The sequence below is a fragment of the Marinomonas lutimaris genome (assembly GCF_019426345.1).
In the GTDB taxonomy this organism is placed as follows: Bacteria; Pseudomonadota; Gammaproteobacteria; order Pseudomonadales; family Marinomonadaceae; genus Marinomonas; species Marinomonas lutimaris.
Map to the genome: position 1 here is coordinate 88514 of NZ_JAHLLW010000005.1, position 16033 is coordinate 104546.

Here is a 16033-nt window from a genome sequence, read left to right on the forward strand (position 1 = left end):
AGATCACCACAAGCATGACATTCCACATCACTTTAGTCGGTAATCCAAATACAGGGAAAACGACTTTATTTAATAAGCTGGCAGGAACTCGGCAAAAAGTAGGCAATTGGGCTGGCGTTACAGTGGATTGTAAGACTGGATTTTTCACTAGTTCGGATCAACGTGTTGACATGACCGACTTGCCGGGCATTTACAGTTTGAATAACCAGACTGGCGGCATGGATGAAGTAATCGCGCGACGTTTTTTAACCGAGAGCGATTACGATGTTATCGTTAATGTAGTAGATGCCACCAACTTAAAACGTAACCTCAAATTGACACAAGAACTGGTCGCCTTGGGTCGACCTATGGTGATTGTGCTTACCATGACCGATTTGGCCCGCAAGCTGAATATCATGCCGAATCTAGAGATATTATCGAAGAATATAGGCGTGCCAGTCGTTGATGGTCATCAGTTGTCAGTAACTGATTTACAACGCCAACTACTAGTACATTTTCATGCTTTGCCAACGGATCGTGAATTGGCCCTGCAACGAAGCCTCAGTGATGAGTATTCCGATTCTTTAAGCGTTCCGAGTGTGGCAGTTTGGTTGTCTAACGTGACCAAAGGACGTGCGCAGGCGAAAAATTTTACTGACAGAATAGATCAAATCGTGCTGCATCCTTGGTTTGGTATTCCGATCTTTTTGTTTGCGATGTACGCCATGTTTGCAGTGGCTATTGGTGTTGGCACCTTATTTATCGATCCTATCGATATGTTTGCAGGCTATTGGTTTGTGAGCTTTCCAAGCTACTGGCTAACGCAGTTAGGCATTCCTCAGTGGACCATTGTCATACTTGCCAATGGTTTAGGCGGTGGTATTCAGCTGGTGGCGAGTTTTATCCCTGTTATTGGCTTCCTCTATATATGTTTAAGTATCTTGGAAGACAGCGGATATATGGCGCGAGCGGCGTTTATTGTTGATCGTATTATGTCGTCGATTGGTCTGCCCGGTCAGGCGTTTATTCCGTTGTTGCTAGGTTTTGGCTGTAATGTGCCATCTATTATGGCGACGCGAAGTTTGACCAATGTTCGACAACGCATGCTGACCATGGCGATGGCGCCTTTTATGTCTTGTGGTGCGCGTTTGGCCGTTTACGTGATGTTTGTGTCGGTATTCTTCCGCGAGTACGGCGGGCTTCTGGTGTTCGGTTTATACCTGTTTGGCATCATCATGGCGGTTGGTACAGCGTGGATTTTCAGAAAGCAATTATTTCGTAATGTACGAGTGAGTGTTTTGATGGAAATGCCCCATTATCATCGTCCACGTTGGAGCAATGTCGGTTTGTCGAGTTGGCATAAAGTGCGCAGCTTTATTCTGCGCGCTGGCAAGACCATAGTGCTTGTTTCAGCGATTCTAACTATTTTGAATTCAGTGCCATCTTGGCGCGCCGCAGACGAAGGTGGCAAGCCTTCCGCCTTGGCTGAAATCGGTCAAGTCATCACGCCAGTGTTTTCCCCGATTGGTATGGGCGATGATAATTGGCCCGCAGCTGTTGGTGTGTTTACTGGCATCTTAGCGAAAGAAGCTGTAGTCGGCACTATGGATGCCTTGTATTCCAATGCCGACAATGAGCCGAGCAACATTGAATACGAATCCCCAATAAGCAATATCGTCGGTGCTGTGACCTTATTAGGCAGTAACCTTGCGGGCATTGTAACGACATTAACCGATCCGTTAGGTTTGACCAGTGTCAGCGAAGCCAAAAGCCAAGTTATGACGCCTGGACATCGTAACATGGTGTCTTTATTTGAAGGTTGGAAAGGCGCGTTTTCGTATCTGGTCTTTGTACTGCTTTATACACCTTGTGCCGCGACCATTGGCGCCTTAGTAAAAGAAGGTGGAATGCTTTGGTCTAGCGTGGTTGTGGCTTGGAGTACGACGGTGGCTTATGTCGCTGCGGTATTCAGTTTTCAGCTATTAACTTTTGGCGATCATCCGATTCGTTCGTTGGTTACCATTGGCACTGCGGCCGCTTTTTTAATTCTCTTTATTATCGGATTAAAAGTCTGGGTGAAACCGAGGATAGAAAGCAACATCATCGCTGTTGGATGATTTGATTACTGCTTAAGATAGAGCTTGAGAAAGAGCCCAATAAAGAGCTTAGGTATTAGTTAGGTTGGGTGTGAAGACAACCGCGCAGCTTTTACCTGCTTGCTTGGCAAAGTACATGGCTGTGTCGGCGTCTTTAATAGCCGTTTCTGTATCTAGTTTTTCAAACCCTAATATGCGGATACCAATGCTCGCGCCCACATTTAGATGTTTGTCTTCAAACTCTATGGGTTGCTTGATGATGTGACAAAGTTTGTTGGCGACCTGCATAGCAGAGGCGCGTGAAATTTGTTCCTGATTGTCTAAATTGGTTAGCAGAACCATAAACTCATCGCCACCTAAACGCCCAGCGCTGTCTTCAGTACGAACATTATCATTTAAGCGCTGTGCGATTTCGATAAGTACCGCGTCTCCTGCCGCATGTCCTTCAATATCATTAATGACCTTAAAGCCATCTAAGTCAATAATTAACACTGCACCTGATGCGCCATGACGCTGTGTCTGTGCGATTAACTTTTCTAAAAATAAAGACAAACCACGGCGATTGACTAATTGCGTGAGGGGATCGGTATGAGCAAGGTGATGGATCTGCGTAATAGCTTGATCGCGAGCTAGAGTAAAAGGGCGTATTACCCAGAAATAAATACACGGTGTAGACAGTATAGACAAAAACAAGATATCCAAAGCCGCCAACCAATAAAGGCCAATATCTACTTTTAATATGCCCAGCGCCAGCATGATGACAAATTCCCACAGCATAATAATCGCAGTAATACGAACGATAACCTGAGTGGTGCTAAGGGAAGGGTAGGCACTGTAATCAGAAGGCTGTGGAAGATTCATAGGCTAACATCATATAAATTTTATTTATCCACAGTAATGGAATCTATTGTCTAATTCAGTGGCTCTTCTGTAAGAAAATGTGAAAATAAATAATAGGATAGTGAAGTAAATAAACGCCTGATTTTAAACGCTGCCTTCTTTTTCAATCACCAAAATACGTGCTTCCCCAACAGGATGTGCTACGTGTTCAGTGCCAATCGCCGCGTAGAAAATATCGCCTACCGTCATCAGCTGAATATACTCTTTGCCATCGACTCGATAATACATATTCACTTCGCCATCTAACACCACAAACACTTCTGCACCATCGTTGATGTGCCATTTATACGTCTGATCTGTCCAATGCAAACGAGTCGTCACGCCGTACATATTGGCAATATCCAACGCGCCCCAAGCGCGGTCGGCAGTGAAGTCTTTGGCTTTGATGAATGTCATGAGTAGGCCTTTTGGACGTTGATAAATGGTTTGATAAGTAAAAAGTACAAGCTAGTTAATCGTTAGACAATCGAGAAAGCGATAAAACGTCACTTTGACGGCGAAAGCGACGTTTTATCTGATATGGTTGGAAAACTTACATCTGACAAACTGTATTGCTGTGATTAAAGAAACACTATTTCGAAGACTACCACAACAAGGCTAAGTTAAAAGAAGGGTTGGATCAGGTTTCTAATATTTAGCAGTGATGCTTAAACATCATGCGACATCTTTTGCAGTGTTAAGCTTAGCTCAAATCCACAAGCATGGGCGTATTTTAGTAGCGTCGTCCAGCTTGGGTTGGCGTTGCCGCGTTCCAATCGGCTGATGTTGCTTTTTTGGGTGTGCATGCGTTTTGCGAGTTGTTCTTGGGTTAATCCCGCTTGGACGCGCATAGAAAGCAATTGATCGATAAACGCGAACTCATTTTCAAGCAGATCATATTCCGCACGAACCTCTGTGTTGCTCAATGCTCGTTGTTTTAAGTGTTGTAGACTCATGATGACTGAACCTCTCGTTGTCTTGATTTAGCGAGTTCTAGCTCTCTTCTTGGTGTTTTCTGTGACTTTTTCACAAAAGCATGCAATACAAATATTTGTTGGCCTTTTAAGTAGCAGAATAAGCTCCGGCCAATACCTTCCTGCGCTTTGGCTCGAATCTCAAACAAACCATCACCCATTGCCTCTGTATGAGGTGGGCCAAGATGTGCTCCATGCTTTTCCATTAACTCTAAAAGTTTAATCATTCGTGCTTGGATCTTTGGTGGCATGCTAAGAATAGAGTCCTCTACGCCATCATAAAACTGTATTTTCCAGCTAATGGTTACCTCCTGGCTGTTATCTTATATGATAACTTTGGTTTTATATTCTCGCCACTTATTTTATCTATTGCTTTAGCCATTCAAATGAAATACTGTACTAGTACATGAATACAAACCTTCTTGTGAGAGTTGAATCCTATGAAGGACTTGATCCAGTTTTTAACCGAAGTAGACGATGAGTCTGTGTTGGAGAAGCGTTTAAAAGTGCTGCTGACACCGAATGAAATTAGTGAAATGGTGAGTCGTTTGAAGATTATTGCCTTGTTAGACGAAGGCGTGCCGCAGCGAGATATTGCGAAACAGTTGGGTGTGGGTATTGCTACTGTGACCCGTGGCTCCCGAGCATTGAAGGAATTAAAAGAGATATGAGTTCATATAATAAAAAGCCGCAGCGCATCACGCTGCCGCGCAAACCTAAGTATGTCACCATCAGTTCTGCCTGCGATTTTTTTGACTTGTTTAAGAAAGTCGAGAAGCGTTTTGATAACTGTTTTATGTTGGAATCCCTTGGTGAAGAGAGCTTCATTTCCCGCCATTCGATTATCGGTTTTGATCCTGAGAAATTGATCTGGGCGGAAGGTAAGCAGTTATTTATCCAAGAACGTGACGGCAGTACTGAGTCTTTTGAATCCGACAATCCATATTACTTGCTGCGTGATATCGTGCCGCAAAATATTTTGTCGCGTGGTTTTGCTGGTGGGTTAACGGGTTATATCGGTTACGACAGCATGAACTATTTTGAGCCGACGTTGGATCTGCAATCGAGCGAGATGTTCGACGCGTTTCGTTTTGGTTTGTACAAAGATGGTCTGATTCTGGACAAGATGACCGGCGAAGTTTTCTACTTTTATTACGACGACGATTCTACAGGGAATCGTGTGGAATTAGTGAACAGCATGATGGTGGAACCGACGCCAGAAAACGGCCCATTTGTAGTTCGTCCTGCTGGCGAATCGATGAGCAAAACTGATCATGCGAATGCGGTTGCCAAGGTGAAGCAAGATATCATCGAAGGTAAAATCTTCCAGTGTGAAGTCGGCTTTAAAAAATGGTTCGATATGGAAGGCGACACCATTAATTTGTACGAGCAATTGCGTGAAGTGAATCCATCCCCGCAAATGTATTACATCAAGTTTGGTGAGCAAAAAGTCATCGGCGCGAGCCCAGAATTATTGTTCCGTGTTCGCCAAGGGGAAATGGAAACATTCCCATTAGCCGGAACGGCGAAGCGTGGTAAAGATGCCGCAGAAGACACCGCCTTTGCGCGTGCTTTGTTGAATGATCCGAAAGAAATCGCCGAGCACAATATGATTGTCGATTTGCATCGCAACGACATTGGTCGTGTAGCGCGATTCGGTACAGTGAAAGTTCGTAGCTTGATGGACATTAAACGTTTCAGTCACGTTCAGCACATTTCCAGTGAGATTGTCGGCATCATGGCGGAAGATCACGACATGTTCTCAGCATTAGCTAGTAACTTCCCTGCAGGAACCTTGACGGGCGCACCAAAAATCGAAGCCATGAAGATCATCGATGATTTGGAAAATGATGGTCGTGGCCCTTACGGCGGCGCGGTTGGTCAGTTCTCTTTCAATGGCGATTGTATGTTTGCGATTCCGATTCGTACTGTGTTTGCTAATGGCAACAAAGCCTATGTGCAAACCTGTGGCGGCAATGTGTATGACTCCAATGCCGAAGATGAATACGAAGAAATCCAACGTAAATTTGCCGGCACCAAACGTGTGTTAGACAGCTTCGCGCCAAAAGCGAATCAGGAGTAAGGGAAGCATGAAAGTTTATATTATCGACAATTACGATTCCTTCACTTACAACCTGTATCAGTTTATTGGTGAAGTGTTAGAAACTGAGAAAAGCCGTGGTGAAATCGACGCGTTTGAAGTGATTGTAAAACGTAACGACGAAGTAACATTAGACGATATTCGTGCCGCTGCGCCAGATCGCATTATTATTTCTCCAGGGCCAGGTTCGCCAGACGACAAAGCTTACTTCGGTGTGTGTGCCGACGTCATTCTAGAGTTCGGTAAAACCATTCCATTAATGGGCGTTTGCTTGGGAATGCAGGGGATTTGTCATGTATTTGGCGGCAAAGTAGTGAAAGCACCATTGCCAATGCACGGTAAAACCAGCCCGATTACTCACAACGGTGAAGGTATATTCCATGATATCCCAGACCAACTAGAAGTCATGCGTTATCACTCGTTAATCGCCGAAGCAGAAAGCTTTCCAGAGGTGTTGGAAGTAACGGCTTCTGTTGGAGAGTTAAAAGAAGCTGACTTCAAAGACATTGCCACAATTCACCAAGGTGGCAAGTTTGAACTGATGGGCGTTCGTCATAAAGAGTACCCAATCCAAGGGATTCAGTTTCACCCAGAATCCTTCGCCACAGAAGGTGGCAAAGACCTGATCAAAAACTTCTTGTTTCAGGTTTGATTAATTAGAAATTCAGTATCTTTGAAATATTAAAAAGCAGTGTCCAGTAATGGGTGCTGCTTTTTTTGTGTTTATAAAATAACATTGTCTCTTTTGAGAGACTAGTCTATAGTTTTATCTATATAAATATCGAGGGGTAAGGATGCCTGAAATCGATGCGTTATTAGGATTATCGTTTTGCTTATACTTTTTTGATAACCAACAGCACAAGTTACCTCACTTACATGTGAAATATGGTGACTATGAATTGATTATTGCTATTGAAACCAGTGAATGCTTAGAAGGTTACCTTCCCAGCAAACAGCGTAAACGTGCTGAAGCTCACATAACTATGTATCGAGAGCAACTCATGCAGATGTGGCGTAAAGCAGTGAAGGGTGAGAACCCGGGAAAGTTGGAGGATTTATGTTAAAAATTATAGATGTGGATTGGGTTAAAGATCACACCTTAGCATTAACCTTTAACGACGGATTTGAAGGTGAGGCAGACTTATCGGATTACTTTTCAAAACCACCTTTTGTTACCGTAAAAGACTTTAAACGCTTTGCTTTAACTGCAGACGGTGCGTTGAATTGGAATGGTAATGAGCTTACTGCGGGCACATTACGCGGCATTACAAAAGGTGCCTATCAGACCTCATGCATACGATTTGATGTTGAACAAATGGAAGAGGTGATTAAACAGGCTTCATGGGACTCTATGAAAGAAGGTCGCCCAGACATTTTGCAAGCCGCTATTCGTTCCTATGTTGAGTTATTCGGACACAGTGTCGTGATTGCAAGAGCGGGTATTAAAAGCCGAACCAGTGCTTATCGATCTCTTAAACCGGAAACCAAGCCTAACTTTGCGACCTTGGTACAGCTTGCCCATGCGGTAATTGAAATTGCCAAAGAGAGAGTTGGGGAATCGCTGTCAAACTCGGTTACTGTTTCACATTAGGGGGTTAGCTTAGAAAAACTCTACTTTTAAAATGAAACAAGCAGCGCTAATTAAGTCGTCGCTGCTTTTTTTAAATTGAAAATATAGCTTTAAAGCTATATAGTTTAAAAGCTATTATTTTATATAAAAGGGAATTTATGTGGAGTATAGAAACAACGGATGTGTTTGATGAATGGTTTGAAGCTCTGGACGACATTGATAAAGAAAACGTGTTGGCAACATTGCTTTTGCTACAGCAAAAAGGACCGCAATTATCTAGGCCTTATGCTGATGCTGTGAATGGCTCGAAGTTCGCTAATATGAAAGAGCTAAGGACGCAAAGTAAGGGTAACCCTATACGCTCGTTTTATGCATTCAATCCAAGCAGAACTGGTATTTTATTATGTGCTGGAGAGAAAACAGGGAAAGATAAGCGATTTTATGAACAGATGATTTCAGTTGCTGATAAAGAATTTGAAAAGCATCTACTGGATCTAAAAAGTCGAGGTGAGTAATGGCTAGAACGCTTGATAAGTTAATTTCAGATCAGAAGCCTGAAATAGTAAAAAACGCCCGTAAAAAAGCTGAGGATATGGTGCTTGGAATTCATCTGTCTCAGTTACGTGAACGCATGCAAATTACTCAAGAGGATATGGCAAACACGCTAGGCGTGAAGCAGCCAACGATTGCTGGAATGGAACGCAAAGGCCGAGATGTAAAGCTATCTACTTTAAAGCGTTATGTAGAAGGGGCTGGTGGCAAACTAACCGTTGATGTTGAATTGCCAGATGGCAGCCATTATGGGTTTAATTTATAAGGCAGTGTAACTATAAGTTCTTATTCCTAGCACGAACTTTTGCCTTAAAATCTTCCATCTGAACATTGGCTTCTTCGTTCGACACAAATACAGCAAGGCCGTTTTCCATGCGATCGAAAGCGGTGTTTATTTGCTGTGTTAACCAAGTATCATGAGATATTGGGTCATCTATTTTATCTGCTTCAAATGTCATTTTAGATGTCATTATTTACCCCTTAATCCATTGCCAAGTACGTCCAAGCCATTCGTAAAAGGCGCGTTGGCTTTTGTAGGCGGCGGTGGCGTCGATTTGCCAGTCGCTCTTTTCTGAGCCTAAGTACAAGGCTGGCGCTGGGATGATGTTGATGCCGGCTTTTTCGAAGAAAATAGACGCACGTTTAATATGTGAGGCTTCTGTAACCAAGGCTGCTTGTTTTCCTTCTAAGTAAGGTTTCATGCTGTTGGCTTCCTCTTCGGTATCTTTTGGTTTTGGAAACATTTTGATCCTTTGTGCTTTTACACCTAGCTCAATTGCTGCGTCTCGCATTTTTTGTGCGTGGCCACCGAAGCCAGAAACAAATAATTGAGCAGTTGGGTTTGCATTTAGTATGCGTATTCCTTCTTCTAATCGGTAAATTGCACTTCTACCAAGTTGCATAACGGCAGGCGTATTAGGAAGGTTTTGATGTCCACTGCCGAGGACGATAACGACATCAACAGGTTGCTGAATATCAAATACTGGGAAGTCATGTTCTACCGTCGCAATCAGTGTATTGGCAACTGGGTTCCAGCTAGTGAGTCCCAGCATTAATATGCCGCACAACAAGAAAAAACGAGCAATTTTTGGCCATTTATTCATCAGTAAAAATGCGAGGCACATGGCCAGCAAAGTGAGAGGAATTGGCATGAGCATCATGCCGATGATTTTCTTGAGGTAAAAAAGAATAATGCCCACTGTGCTATCTCTTTAATAATGTCGTTTTAGAGTACAGGGATCATAAAGGAGTATGGTTTTGTCTTAAAGCTTAAAAGGGTTCTATTAAGCTTTGTTTTTCAGGTTGTTTTGTCGGTATTATTTTGCTTTTGACATTCTGATGTAAGGACACGCCATGTTTTCCGTTCGCCCTGCCGATTTCCCACAAGACAATGACAGTGTGTTAGCTATCTTTCGTGAGTATATAGCGTCGGCTCCGGTGAGCTTGGATTATCAACAGAATGAACAAGAGTTTGTTGCTTTGGAAGGTAAATACTCACTTCCCAATGGTGTTGTTTTACTTATCTGGAAAGACAATGAAGTCGTCGGCTGCGGGGCTTTTCGTCGGGTTGATGCGCAAATTTGCGAAATGAAGCGAGTCTATATTCGGCCAACAGAACGTGGTCATCGTTTGGGCGAAAAGCTAGTCACTGCGTTAATGTCTTGTGCCAAGGAAAATGGTTATCAGCGTATGTGTCTTGATGTGTTAGCAGATTTTGAAACCGCGAGACGTTTGTATGTTCGTTTGGGTTTTGAACCTTGTGATCCGGTGAGTTACAACCCAATTCCTGGAACGCATTTTTTAGGGTGTGATTTGTAACTTGTGTCTCGGCCTGTTTTTTTTGAGTGTTTAACGATTGATCTTTGCTGTCGTCTATGGATTGATAGATATCTATTAAAGAAGGAGAAAGTTCCATGTCGATTGAAGTTTGGCTCGCTTTTGTTGTTGCGTCTATTACCATGCTGATCATTCCTGGCCCAACAATTTTGGCCGTGATTGCGAATTCTGTGGCACATGGTCGCCGAGCGAATATTCCATTGGTTGCTGGTGTCGCGCTGGGGGATTCCACGGCGTTATTTGCCTCTTTAGTGGGGTTAGGCGCTTTATTTTCTGTGTCGGCTTTTTGGTTTACTGTGGTGAAAAGTATTGGTGGTTTATACCTTTTGTACTTGGGTATTAAGTTACTCAGATCTGGCACTTCAGCAATGAAAATACCGTCTTCAGATATATTGGTTTCTAAATGGCGACTCTTTTTAAACACTTACATTGTTACTGCATTGAATCCCAAAGGCATTATCTTTTTTGTGGCCTTTTTGCCGCAATTTGTTTCTCACCAAGGCAATACGACAGAACAGCTTTGTATTTTGGCGTTTACCTTCGTGATGTTAGCAACTCTGTCTGCTTCTATGTATGCTTTTTTTGCCCTTAGAGCACGTACGCTTCTCTCTTCTGAAAAAGCTATGCGGGGTTTTAATCTGGCTGGTGGCTCCTTGATGTCGATTGCAGGTATCTGGGCTTTATTTGCTAAACGCACAGTGTCTTAATTATGAAAGAGGCGAACACGATGACAAAGAAATTGCCACTGGCCTTGCAATCGGCTCCACAAGAAACTATTTGGTGGTTGCCTCGTCATGAAGAAAAATTAGCTGAAAAGAATGCCATGGAGCGAGTGGATCTGGTGTTTCTTGGGGATTCCATCACACAAGCTTGGGAGAAAGAGGGCGCGGATGTTTGGCAGGCTTTTTATCAACCAAGGCATGCACTGAATTTAGGGTTCAATGGCGATAAAACTGAGAACGTTTTGTGGCGACTGGCTCATGGGGAAATCGATAATATTCAGCCTAAGTTGTTGGTTTTGTTGATTGGAACCAACAATGCGGGACACCGCATGGACAAAGCAGAAGACACAGCACTTGGTATTCAAACTATTTTGTCAGTACTGGCGGAAAAGTTACCGCAGACCAAAATTTTGCTGTTGGCGATTTTTCCCCGTAGTGCGAAACCCATGCAAAAGCTTAGAGTGCTGAATGAGGAAGTTAATCAAATTATTAGTCAATTTGCCGACGATAAAAACGTCTTTTTTCGCAATATCAATTCTGTGTTTTTGGATGATGAAGGGCGAATTACCAGTGATGTTATGAATGATTTTTTGCATCCTAATGCCAGTCAATATCAGATTTTTGCCGATGCAATAGAACCTTATGTCGTTGAATTAATGGAAGAATATCGATTTAGCGATGAAAAACTTTGATTTACATATAAGTATTAATACCTAGTCGTCTACGTAGTTGCCGATTTTTAGGTCGGTATTCGTACGAATTGTTTGCACTTTCTATACGCGCGATTATCATTCTTGATCTACCTTAAATAATAAAAAATAAAACTACAGGATGATAAAAACGATGAAATCCTTAAAACTTACAACTCTTGTTGCTGCAACCGCAGTGGCATTAAGCGCCTTCTCTTTGCCTGCTATCGCAGCGGAAAAAGTCTATAAATTGAAAATGGCCGAAACTTGGGCGACGAACTTTCCTATCTTTGGTGATGCACCAAGAAACATGGTTCGTATTGCTGAAGAAATGTCTGGCGGCCGCCTTAAAATCACCATAGATTCTGCTAACAAACATAAAGCGCCTTTGGGGGTGTTTGATATGGTGCGTTCTGGCCAATACGACCTAGGCCACTCCGCGTCGTATTACTGGAAAGGTAAAGTCCCTAATACCGTTTATTTCACTACCATGCCTTTTGGTATGACCGCGCCAGAGCAATACGGCTGGTTCTACTATGGTGATGGCATGAAGTTGATGGAAAAAGTCTATCAACCATTTGGTTTGTTGTCCTTTCCTGGTGGTAATACTGGCGTACAGATGGGCGGATGGTTCAGAAAAGAGATCAATTCTGTTGAGGACTTACAAGGTCTGAAAATGCGTATTCCAGGTTTTGCTGGCGAAGTATTAGCAAAACTAGGAGCAAAACCAACCAATATTCCACCTGGAGAGCTATACACAGCGCTTGAGCGTAATACGATTGATGCGCTTGAATGGGTTGGTCCTTCACTTGATTTGCGTATGGGTTTCCACAAAATTGCGCCTTACTACTACACAGGTTGGCATGAGCCAGCAACGGAACTTCAGTTCCTTGTGAACGAACGAACTTGGAAAAAGTTACCAGACGATCTTCGTGAAATTCTACGCGTAGCTATGAAGGTGTCGGCTTATGATATGTATATTCAGAGCTACCATGAAAGTGGTGTGAACTGGGCGACGATGAAATCTGAGTACCCAGATATTCAGGTTAAAACCTTCCCACAACCTGTTCTGAACGCAATGAAAAAAGCCAACGACGAACTTTTGACGGAAGAAGCGGCGAAAGATCCATTGGCGAAAGAAATTATCGACTCTCAGGCTGCGTACATGAAAACAGCACGAGTTTGGTCGAACATTTCTGATCGCGCTTATCTTGAAAGCGTTGACCGTTTAGATCAATAAAACCTCTGACAGGGCGAGTGAATACTGAGTATGACCTCGCCCTTTGTCTTTTCTAGGAGTTTGTCATGTCATTAATCACCCTAGAACGAGGTATCACTCGTTTTTCGAATCTATTGGGAATCCTCTCCACCATATTATTTATTGGCTTGTTATTTAACGTTTTTTACGACGTTCTGATGCGCTATGCCTTTAACGATGTGTCGATTGGTATGCAAGAGTTGGAGTGGCATTTATACGCTGCGATTTTCTTATTAGGCATTCCTTACGGTATTCAGCATGGTGGCCATGTACGTGTAGATTTGATCTACGAAAACCTCTCTATCCGCGGTAAAGCTTGGATAGATTTGTTTGGTTGTGTCGTGTTTCTAATGCCTTTTACCTTGTTAGTCGGTTATTACGGAGTGGGTTTTGCGCATGAGGCCTATGCCCTTGGTGAAACCAGTGGTGATCCCGGTGGTTTGCCTTATCGTTGGATTATTAAAGCGGTTATTCCTGTTGCCTTTTTCTCTATGGCGATCAGTGGATTAGGAATGATTATTCGCTGCATCAATGTGCTGCGTGGTGTGAGTGAAGAAGGTTTTTCACATCCGCCTATTCAACATTAATTCTTGTCTCCATTTTAAGCTTATAGGTTATTTATGATTGGAATAATCATGTTTTTTGTTGCCCTAGTATTGCTTTTACTGGGGTTCCCTGTGGCCTTTACCTTTGGTGGTGTGGCCTTGATTTTCGGCGTCTTTGCCGAAGGTTTTGATATGTTTGCTTTTATGCCGTTCCGCATTCAAAGCTACATGGAAAATACCGTTATGATGGCGGTGCCTTTGTTTGTATTTATGGGCATAGTGTTACAAAAGACTAAGTTAGCAGAACAATTATTAGAAGCCATGGGCAAACTGTTTGGTGGTGTTCGCGGCGGCTTGGCGATTTCGACTATTTTAGTGGGTGCGTTATTAGCTGCATCAACCGGTGTGGTTGGCGCGAGTGTGGTGGCAATGGGACTAATTTCCTTGCCTGTGATGCTGAAATATAAATACAGTAAATCTTTAGCCTGCGGCACGATTTGTGCGTCTGGTACCTTGGGTCAAATTATTCCACCATCGATTATCTTGATTATCTTAGGTGATGTTCTAGGTATTCCAGTCGGTGACCTTTTTCATGCAGCCTTGTTTCCTGGCATGGTGCTGATTGGTTGCTACATTGTTTATATCCTGATCTTGACCTTCTTAAAGCCTGAGCTAGCCCCAGCTATGCCACAGGATTTGGATAATGAAACCCGTGCACAGCAAATTCGTAGCGCGTTAAAAGCGATTATCCCGCCACTTGCCTTGGTATTGATCGTATTGGGTTCTATTTTTACAGGGATTGCCACACCGACTGAGTCTTCTGCGTTAGGCGGCATGGGCGCGATTGTATTGGCGCTTATTTACCGTCAATTTAGCTGGAAAATGCTTTATGACAGTGGCTTGGAAACGGTAAAAGTTACGGCAATGGTATTTGCTATCTTGATGGGTGCAACAGCCTTCTCTATGGCGTTTAGTTACACAGGTGGCGATGCGATTGTTGAAGAAGTGTTATTAAATCTTCCTGGTGAAAAATGGGGCTTTATCATCTTGGCGATGGTCGCCATCTTGATCTTGGGCTTCTTTATCGACTTCGTTGAGATTGCGTTTATCATCGTGCCTATTTTGGCTCCTGTTGCCGAAGCATTGGGTGTCAATATGGTGTGGTTCGCGATCTTGATCGCGATGAATTTACAAACGTCGTTTTTAACCCCGCCCTTTGGTTTTAGTCTATTCTATTTAAAAGGGGTTGCACCCAGTTCGATACGGACAATGGATATTTATAAAGGCGTTATACCCTTTATTTTGATTCAGATTCTAGTTCTGGCAAGTATTATGGTCTTTCCTGAATGGTATGGAATGGGTTAATTACTTAGACGCTAAGATATAAAATAAAGCGGGTTTTTACCCGCTTTTTTGTTATTTTAGGAAGACTAAACAGTTTGGCTCTCTGAAAATAATAAAAAAAGGTCTTTTGTTGTGGGGTTAAAAAGTAAAATTATTTTACTTGCTGTTGCGCCTTTAATTGTCGCTACAGCAATCATTACTTATCTGGGTTTTCAATCTGCTCGTGAGCTGGCGTCGCAAGAGCTATCTATTTATGAATACAATTTAGTAGATGCTAAAAAATTAGCTTTGAAAAATCACGTTAATATTGCCATGTCAGCGATTCGTCCTGTGCTAGAAAATAAACAGTTAGATGATGCTGAAGCACAGTCTCAGGTGAAAAAAATCCTGGCTGGCTTGAGTTTCGAAGACGATGGTTATTTCTTTGCTTATGAAATGTCTGGGGTGAATCTAGTCCATCCTAAGCAACCGGACTTCATTGGTAAAAACCTATGGAACTTTCAGGATCGCTCGGGAAATTTCTTGATCCAAGGCTTAATTCGCGCGGCTCAAGCGGGTGGTGGTTACCATAGATATATTTGGGAAAAGCCGCCATTAATGAAGCAAGAAGATAAAATTGGGTACGTTGTCGCCATTGATCGATGGAATTGGATCATGGGCACCGGGCTGTATCTTGATGATATCTACGCCGAGTTGGCAAAAACTAAAGCCATCATGAATGATAACATTCAGCGTAGTTTCTTTACCGTAATTGCCGTGGTTGTGGTCACCGTAGTACTGGTAATTTTATTAGGCTTGGCGATTAATCTTCATGAGCATAAATTGGCGGACTCAAGATTAAAAGAGCTGGCTCAGCGCTTTATGCGTTTGCAAGTGAATGAAAGGCGCGGATTTTCCCGTGAGCTTCATGATGGTATTAATCAGTTACTAGTGAGTTGTAAGTTTCGAATAGAGCTAGCGGAAAATAAATTAAAGCGTGACCATGGAAAAGAGGTGATTCATCAGGAATTAGCCAAAGCGAGTGACTTGATCAATCAAACTATCAGCGAAGTTCGGCAGATTTCCCATAATTTACGGCCAACCTTGTTGGATGATTTAGGTTTGGATACGGCGTTACAGGCCCTAATTGATCAATTTATGGAGCGAACGGAAATCCAGGTTATATATCGTTTTGATGTATCCTCTAAATTACCAGATGAAATAGAAATTACGGTTTATCGTCTTACTCAAGAATCTTTGACTAATATTGAAAAGCACGCGCAAGCTAAGAATATATCGCTACAAGTATTGCAATCTCACCGACATGTAATGTTTGAGTGTGTGGATGATGGTGATGGTTTCTCGAAAAAATCAGAGCTGTCTTCCGGGATTGGTTTAATTAATATGCGTGAGCGAATTGAGTTAATTGGTGGTGATTTTATGTTGGAATCACAGCGCGGCAAAGGCACGACAGTGCATGCGTTATTGCCTCTTGAACAAAGATTGTAA

Annotated in this window: 21 protein-coding genes; 15 read left to right on the plus strand and 6 right to left on the minus strand. The window is 42.8% G+C overall.

Annotation, left to right across the window (positions count from 1 at the left end; all coding sequences use genetic code 11):
- Nucleotides 1-14 precede the first annotated feature (14 nt).
- On the plus strand, nucleotides 15-2096 hold the full coding sequence (gene feoB / locus KPL72_RS07945; RefSeq protein WP_219702393.1) for a ferrous iron transport protein B: 2082 nt from the start codon (nucleotides 15-17) through the stop codon (nucleotides 2094-2096).
- A gap of 48 nt (nucleotides 2097-2144) precedes the next feature.
- On the opposite strand, the gene KPL72_RS07950 is transcribed toward feoB, so the two are convergent.
- From KPL72_RS07950 to KPL72_RS07965, 4 genes are all read right to left on the minus strand, one after another.
- Nucleotides 2145-2936, minus strand: a complete 792-nt coding sequence (locus tag KPL72_RS07950) for a GGDEF domain-containing protein (RefSeq protein ID WP_219702394.1) — start codon at nucleotides 2934-2936, stop codon at nucleotides 2145-2147.
- Between the two features lie 123 nt (nucleotides 2937-3059).
- Nucleotides 3060-3371, minus strand: coding sequence for a cupin domain-containing protein (locus KPL72_RS07955; RefSeq protein ID WP_219702395.1), 312 nt, complete (start codon nucleotides 3369-3371; stop codon nucleotides 3060-3062).
- Nucleotides 3372-3622: 251 nt separating this feature from the next.
- Nucleotides 3623-3910, minus strand: coding sequence for a helix-turn-helix domain-containing protein (locus tag KPL72_RS07960; protein WP_219702396.1), 288 nt, complete (start codon nucleotides 3908-3910; stop codon nucleotides 3623-3625).
- A complete protein-coding gene (locus KPL72_RS07965) occupies nucleotides 3907-4179 on the minus strand; it encodes a type II toxin-antitoxin system RelE/ParE family toxin (protein ID WP_283247986.1) in 273 nt (90 codons plus the stop codon). Before KPL72_RS07965 ends, KPL72_RS07960 begins: the two co-directional genes overlap by 4 nt.
- A gap of 189 nt (nucleotides 4180-4368) precedes the next feature.
- On the opposite strand from KPL72_RS07965, the gene KPL72_RS07970 reads away from it, so the two are divergent.
- The 7 genes from KPL72_RS07970 to KPL72_RS08000 all read left to right on the plus strand — a co-directional run bounded on the left by KPL72_RS07970 (nucleotide 4369) and on the right by KPL72_RS08000 (nucleotide 8416).
- Entirely contained in the window at nucleotides 4369-4599 is a 231-nt protein-coding gene (locus tag KPL72_RS07970) for a Trp family transcriptional regulator (protein WP_169458219.1), read from the plus strand.
- Nucleotides 4596-6011 carry an anthranilate synthase component I family protein gene (locus tag KPL72_RS07975; protein ID WP_219702397.1) on the plus strand — a complete coding sequence of 472 codons (1416 nt, stop codon included), beginning with the start codon at nucleotides 4596-4598 and terminating at the stop codon, nucleotides 6009-6011. Before KPL72_RS07970 ends, KPL72_RS07975 begins: the two co-directional genes overlap by 4 nt.
- 7 nt (nucleotides 6012-6018) lie before the next feature.
- Nucleotides 6019-6681 carry an anthranilate synthase component II gene (locus KPL72_RS07980; protein ID WP_219702398.1) on the plus strand — a complete coding sequence of 221 codons (663 nt, stop codon included), beginning with the start codon at nucleotides 6019-6021 and terminating at the stop codon, nucleotides 6679-6681.
- 142 nt (nucleotides 6682-6823) lie between these two features.
- Nucleotides 6824-7093 carry a type II toxin-antitoxin system toxin DhiT gene (gene dhiT / locus KPL72_RS07985; RefSeq protein ID WP_219702399.1) on the plus strand — a complete coding sequence of 90 codons (270 nt, stop codon included), beginning with the start codon at nucleotides 6824-6826 and terminating at the stop codon, nucleotides 7091-7093.
- Nucleotides 7087-7620 carry a type II toxin-antitoxin system antitoxin DhiA gene (gene dhiA / locus KPL72_RS07990; RefSeq protein ID WP_219702400.1) on the plus strand — a complete coding sequence of 178 codons (534 nt, stop codon included), beginning with the start codon at nucleotides 7087-7089 and terminating at the stop codon, nucleotides 7618-7620. Before dhiT ends, dhiA begins: the two co-directional genes overlap by 7 nt.
- Before the next feature lie 137 nt (nucleotides 7621-7757).
- The gene (locus tag KPL72_RS07995) at nucleotides 7758-8114 is read left to right on the plus strand and encodes a type II toxin-antitoxin system RelE/ParE family toxin (RefSeq protein ID WP_011978493.1); all 357 of its coding nucleotides are present in this window, start codon (nucleotides 7758-7760) and stop codon (nucleotides 8112-8114) included.
- Nucleotides 8114-8416, plus strand: a complete 303-nt coding sequence (locus KPL72_RS08000) for a helix-turn-helix domain-containing protein (RefSeq protein ID WP_219702401.1) — start codon at nucleotides 8114-8116, stop codon at nucleotides 8414-8416. The genes KPL72_RS07995 and KPL72_RS08000 overlap by 1 nt, the downstream gene beginning before the upstream one ends.
- Nucleotides 8417-8426: 10 nt before the next feature.
- Here KPL72_RS08000 and KPL72_RS08005 read toward each other — a convergent pair whose 3' ends face one another.
- Both KPL72_RS08005 and KPL72_RS08010 read right to left on the minus strand, forming a co-directional pair.
- Nucleotides 8427-8621, minus strand: coding sequence for a hypothetical protein (locus tag KPL72_RS08005; protein ID WP_219702402.1), 195 nt, complete (start codon nucleotides 8619-8621; stop codon nucleotides 8427-8429).
- A 3-nt stretch (nucleotides 8622-8624) separates the two neighbouring features.
- A complete protein-coding gene (locus KPL72_RS08010) occupies nucleotides 8625-9350 on the minus strand; it encodes an ElyC/SanA/YdcF family protein (RefSeq protein ID WP_346729501.1) in 726 nt (241 codons plus the stop codon).
- A 154-nt stretch (nucleotides 9351-9504) separates the two neighbouring features.
- On the opposite strand from KPL72_RS08010, the gene KPL72_RS08015 reads away from it, so the two are divergent.
- From KPL72_RS08015 to KPL72_RS08045, 7 genes are all read left to right on the plus strand, one after another.
- Entirely contained in the window at nucleotides 9505-9969 is a 465-nt protein-coding gene (locus tag KPL72_RS08015) for a GNAT family N-acetyltransferase (RefSeq protein ID WP_219702403.1), read from the plus strand.
- Between the two features lie 95 nt (nucleotides 9970-10064).
- Nucleotides 10065-10694 carry a LysE family translocator gene (locus KPL72_RS08020; protein WP_219702404.1) on the plus strand — a complete coding sequence of 210 codons (630 nt, stop codon included), beginning with the start codon at nucleotides 10065-10067 and terminating at the stop codon, nucleotides 10692-10694.
- A gap of 20 nt (nucleotides 10695-10714) precedes the next feature.
- A complete protein-coding gene (locus KPL72_RS08025; protein WP_219702405.1) occupies nucleotides 10715-11401 on the plus strand; it encodes a GDSL-type esterase/lipase family protein in 687 nt (228 codons plus the stop codon).
- A gap of 151 nt (nucleotides 11402-11552) precedes the next feature.
- The gene (locus KPL72_RS08030) at nucleotides 11553-12638 is read left to right on the plus strand and encodes a TRAP transporter substrate-binding protein (protein WP_219702406.1); all 1086 of its coding nucleotides are present in this window, start codon (nucleotides 11553-11555) and stop codon (nucleotides 12636-12638) included.
- A gap of 65 nt (nucleotides 12639-12703) precedes the next feature.
- A complete protein-coding gene (locus KPL72_RS08035) occupies nucleotides 12704-13243 on the plus strand; it encodes a TRAP transporter small permease subunit (protein WP_212917569.1) in 540 nt (179 codons plus the stop codon).
- Nucleotides 13244-13276: 33 nt separating this feature from the next.
- Nucleotides 13277-14566, plus strand: coding sequence for a TRAP transporter large permease (locus KPL72_RS08040; RefSeq protein ID WP_212917570.1), 1290 nt, complete (start codon nucleotides 13277-13279; stop codon nucleotides 14564-14566).
- Between the two features lie 111 nt (nucleotides 14567-14677).
- Nucleotides 14678-16033, plus strand: coding sequence for a cache domain-containing protein (locus tag KPL72_RS08045; RefSeq protein ID WP_212917571.1), 1356 nt, complete (start codon nucleotides 14678-14680; stop codon nucleotides 16031-16033).

Excerpts from the sequence above, each read along its gene's own strand:
- feoB (WP_219702393.1), top strand. The coding sequence starts at position 15 with ATGACATTCCACATCACTTTAGTCGGTAATCCAAATACAGGGAAAACG.
- KPL72_RS07950 (WP_219702394.1), bottom strand. The coding sequence starts at position 2,936 with ATGAATCTTCCACAGCCTTCTGATTACAGTGCCTACCCTTCCCTTAGC.
- KPL72_RS07955 (WP_219702395.1), bottom strand. The coding sequence starts at position 3,371 with ATGACATTCATCAAAGCCAAAGACTTCACTGCCGACCGCGCTTGGGGC.
- KPL72_RS07960 (WP_219702396.1), bottom strand. The coding sequence starts at position 3,910 with ATGAGTCTACAACACTTAAAACAACGAGCATTGAGCAACACAGAGGTT.
- KPL72_RS07965 (WP_283247986.1), bottom strand. The coding sequence starts at position 4,179 with ATGCCACCAAAGATCCAAGCACGAATGATTAAACTTTTAGAGTTAATG.
- KPL72_RS07970 (WP_169458219.1), top strand. The coding sequence starts at position 4,369 with ATGAAGGACTTGATCCAGTTTTTAACCGAAGTAGACGATGAGTCTGTG.
- KPL72_RS07975 (WP_219702397.1), top strand. The coding sequence starts at position 4,596 with ATGAGTTCATATAATAAAAAGCCGCAGCGCATCACGCTGCCGCGCAAA.
- KPL72_RS07980 (WP_219702398.1), top strand. The coding sequence starts at position 6,019 with ATGAAAGTTTATATTATCGACAATTACGATTCCTTCACTTACAACCTG.
- dhiT (WP_219702399.1), top strand. The coding sequence starts at position 6,824 with ATGCCTGAAATCGATGCGTTATTAGGATTATCGTTTTGCTTATACTTT.
- dhiA (WP_219702400.1), top strand. The coding sequence starts at position 7,087 with ATGTTAAAAATTATAGATGTGGATTGGGTTAAAGATCACACCTTAGCA.
- KPL72_RS07995 (WP_011978493.1), top strand. The coding sequence starts at position 7,758 with ATGTGGAGTATAGAAACAACGGATGTGTTTGATGAATGGTTTGAAGCT.
- KPL72_RS08000 (WP_219702401.1), top strand. The coding sequence starts at position 8,114 with ATGGCTAGAACGCTTGATAAGTTAATTTCAGATCAGAAGCCTGAAATA.
- KPL72_RS08005 (WP_219702402.1), bottom strand. The coding sequence starts at position 8,621 with ATGACATCTAAAATGACATTTGAAGCAGATAAAATAGATGACCCAATA.
- KPL72_RS08015 (WP_219702403.1), top strand. The coding sequence starts at position 9,505 with ATGTTTTCCGTTCGCCCTGCCGATTTCCCACAAGACAATGACAGTGTG.
- KPL72_RS08020 (WP_219702404.1), top strand. The coding sequence starts at position 10,065 with ATGTCGATTGAAGTTTGGCTCGCTTTTGTTGTTGCGTCTATTACCATG.
- KPL72_RS08025 (WP_219702405.1), top strand. The coding sequence starts at position 10,715 with ATGACAAAGAAATTGCCACTGGCCTTGCAATCGGCTCCACAAGAAACT.
- KPL72_RS08030 (WP_219702406.1), top strand. The coding sequence starts at position 11,553 with ATGAAATCCTTAAAACTTACAACTCTTGTTGCTGCAACCGCAGTGGCA.
- KPL72_RS08035 (WP_212917569.1), top strand. The coding sequence starts at position 12,704 with ATGTCATTAATCACCCTAGAACGAGGTATCACTCGTTTTTCGAATCTA.
- KPL72_RS08040 (WP_212917570.1), top strand. The coding sequence starts at position 13,277 with ATGATTGGAATAATCATGTTTTTTGTTGCCCTAGTATTGCTTTTACTG.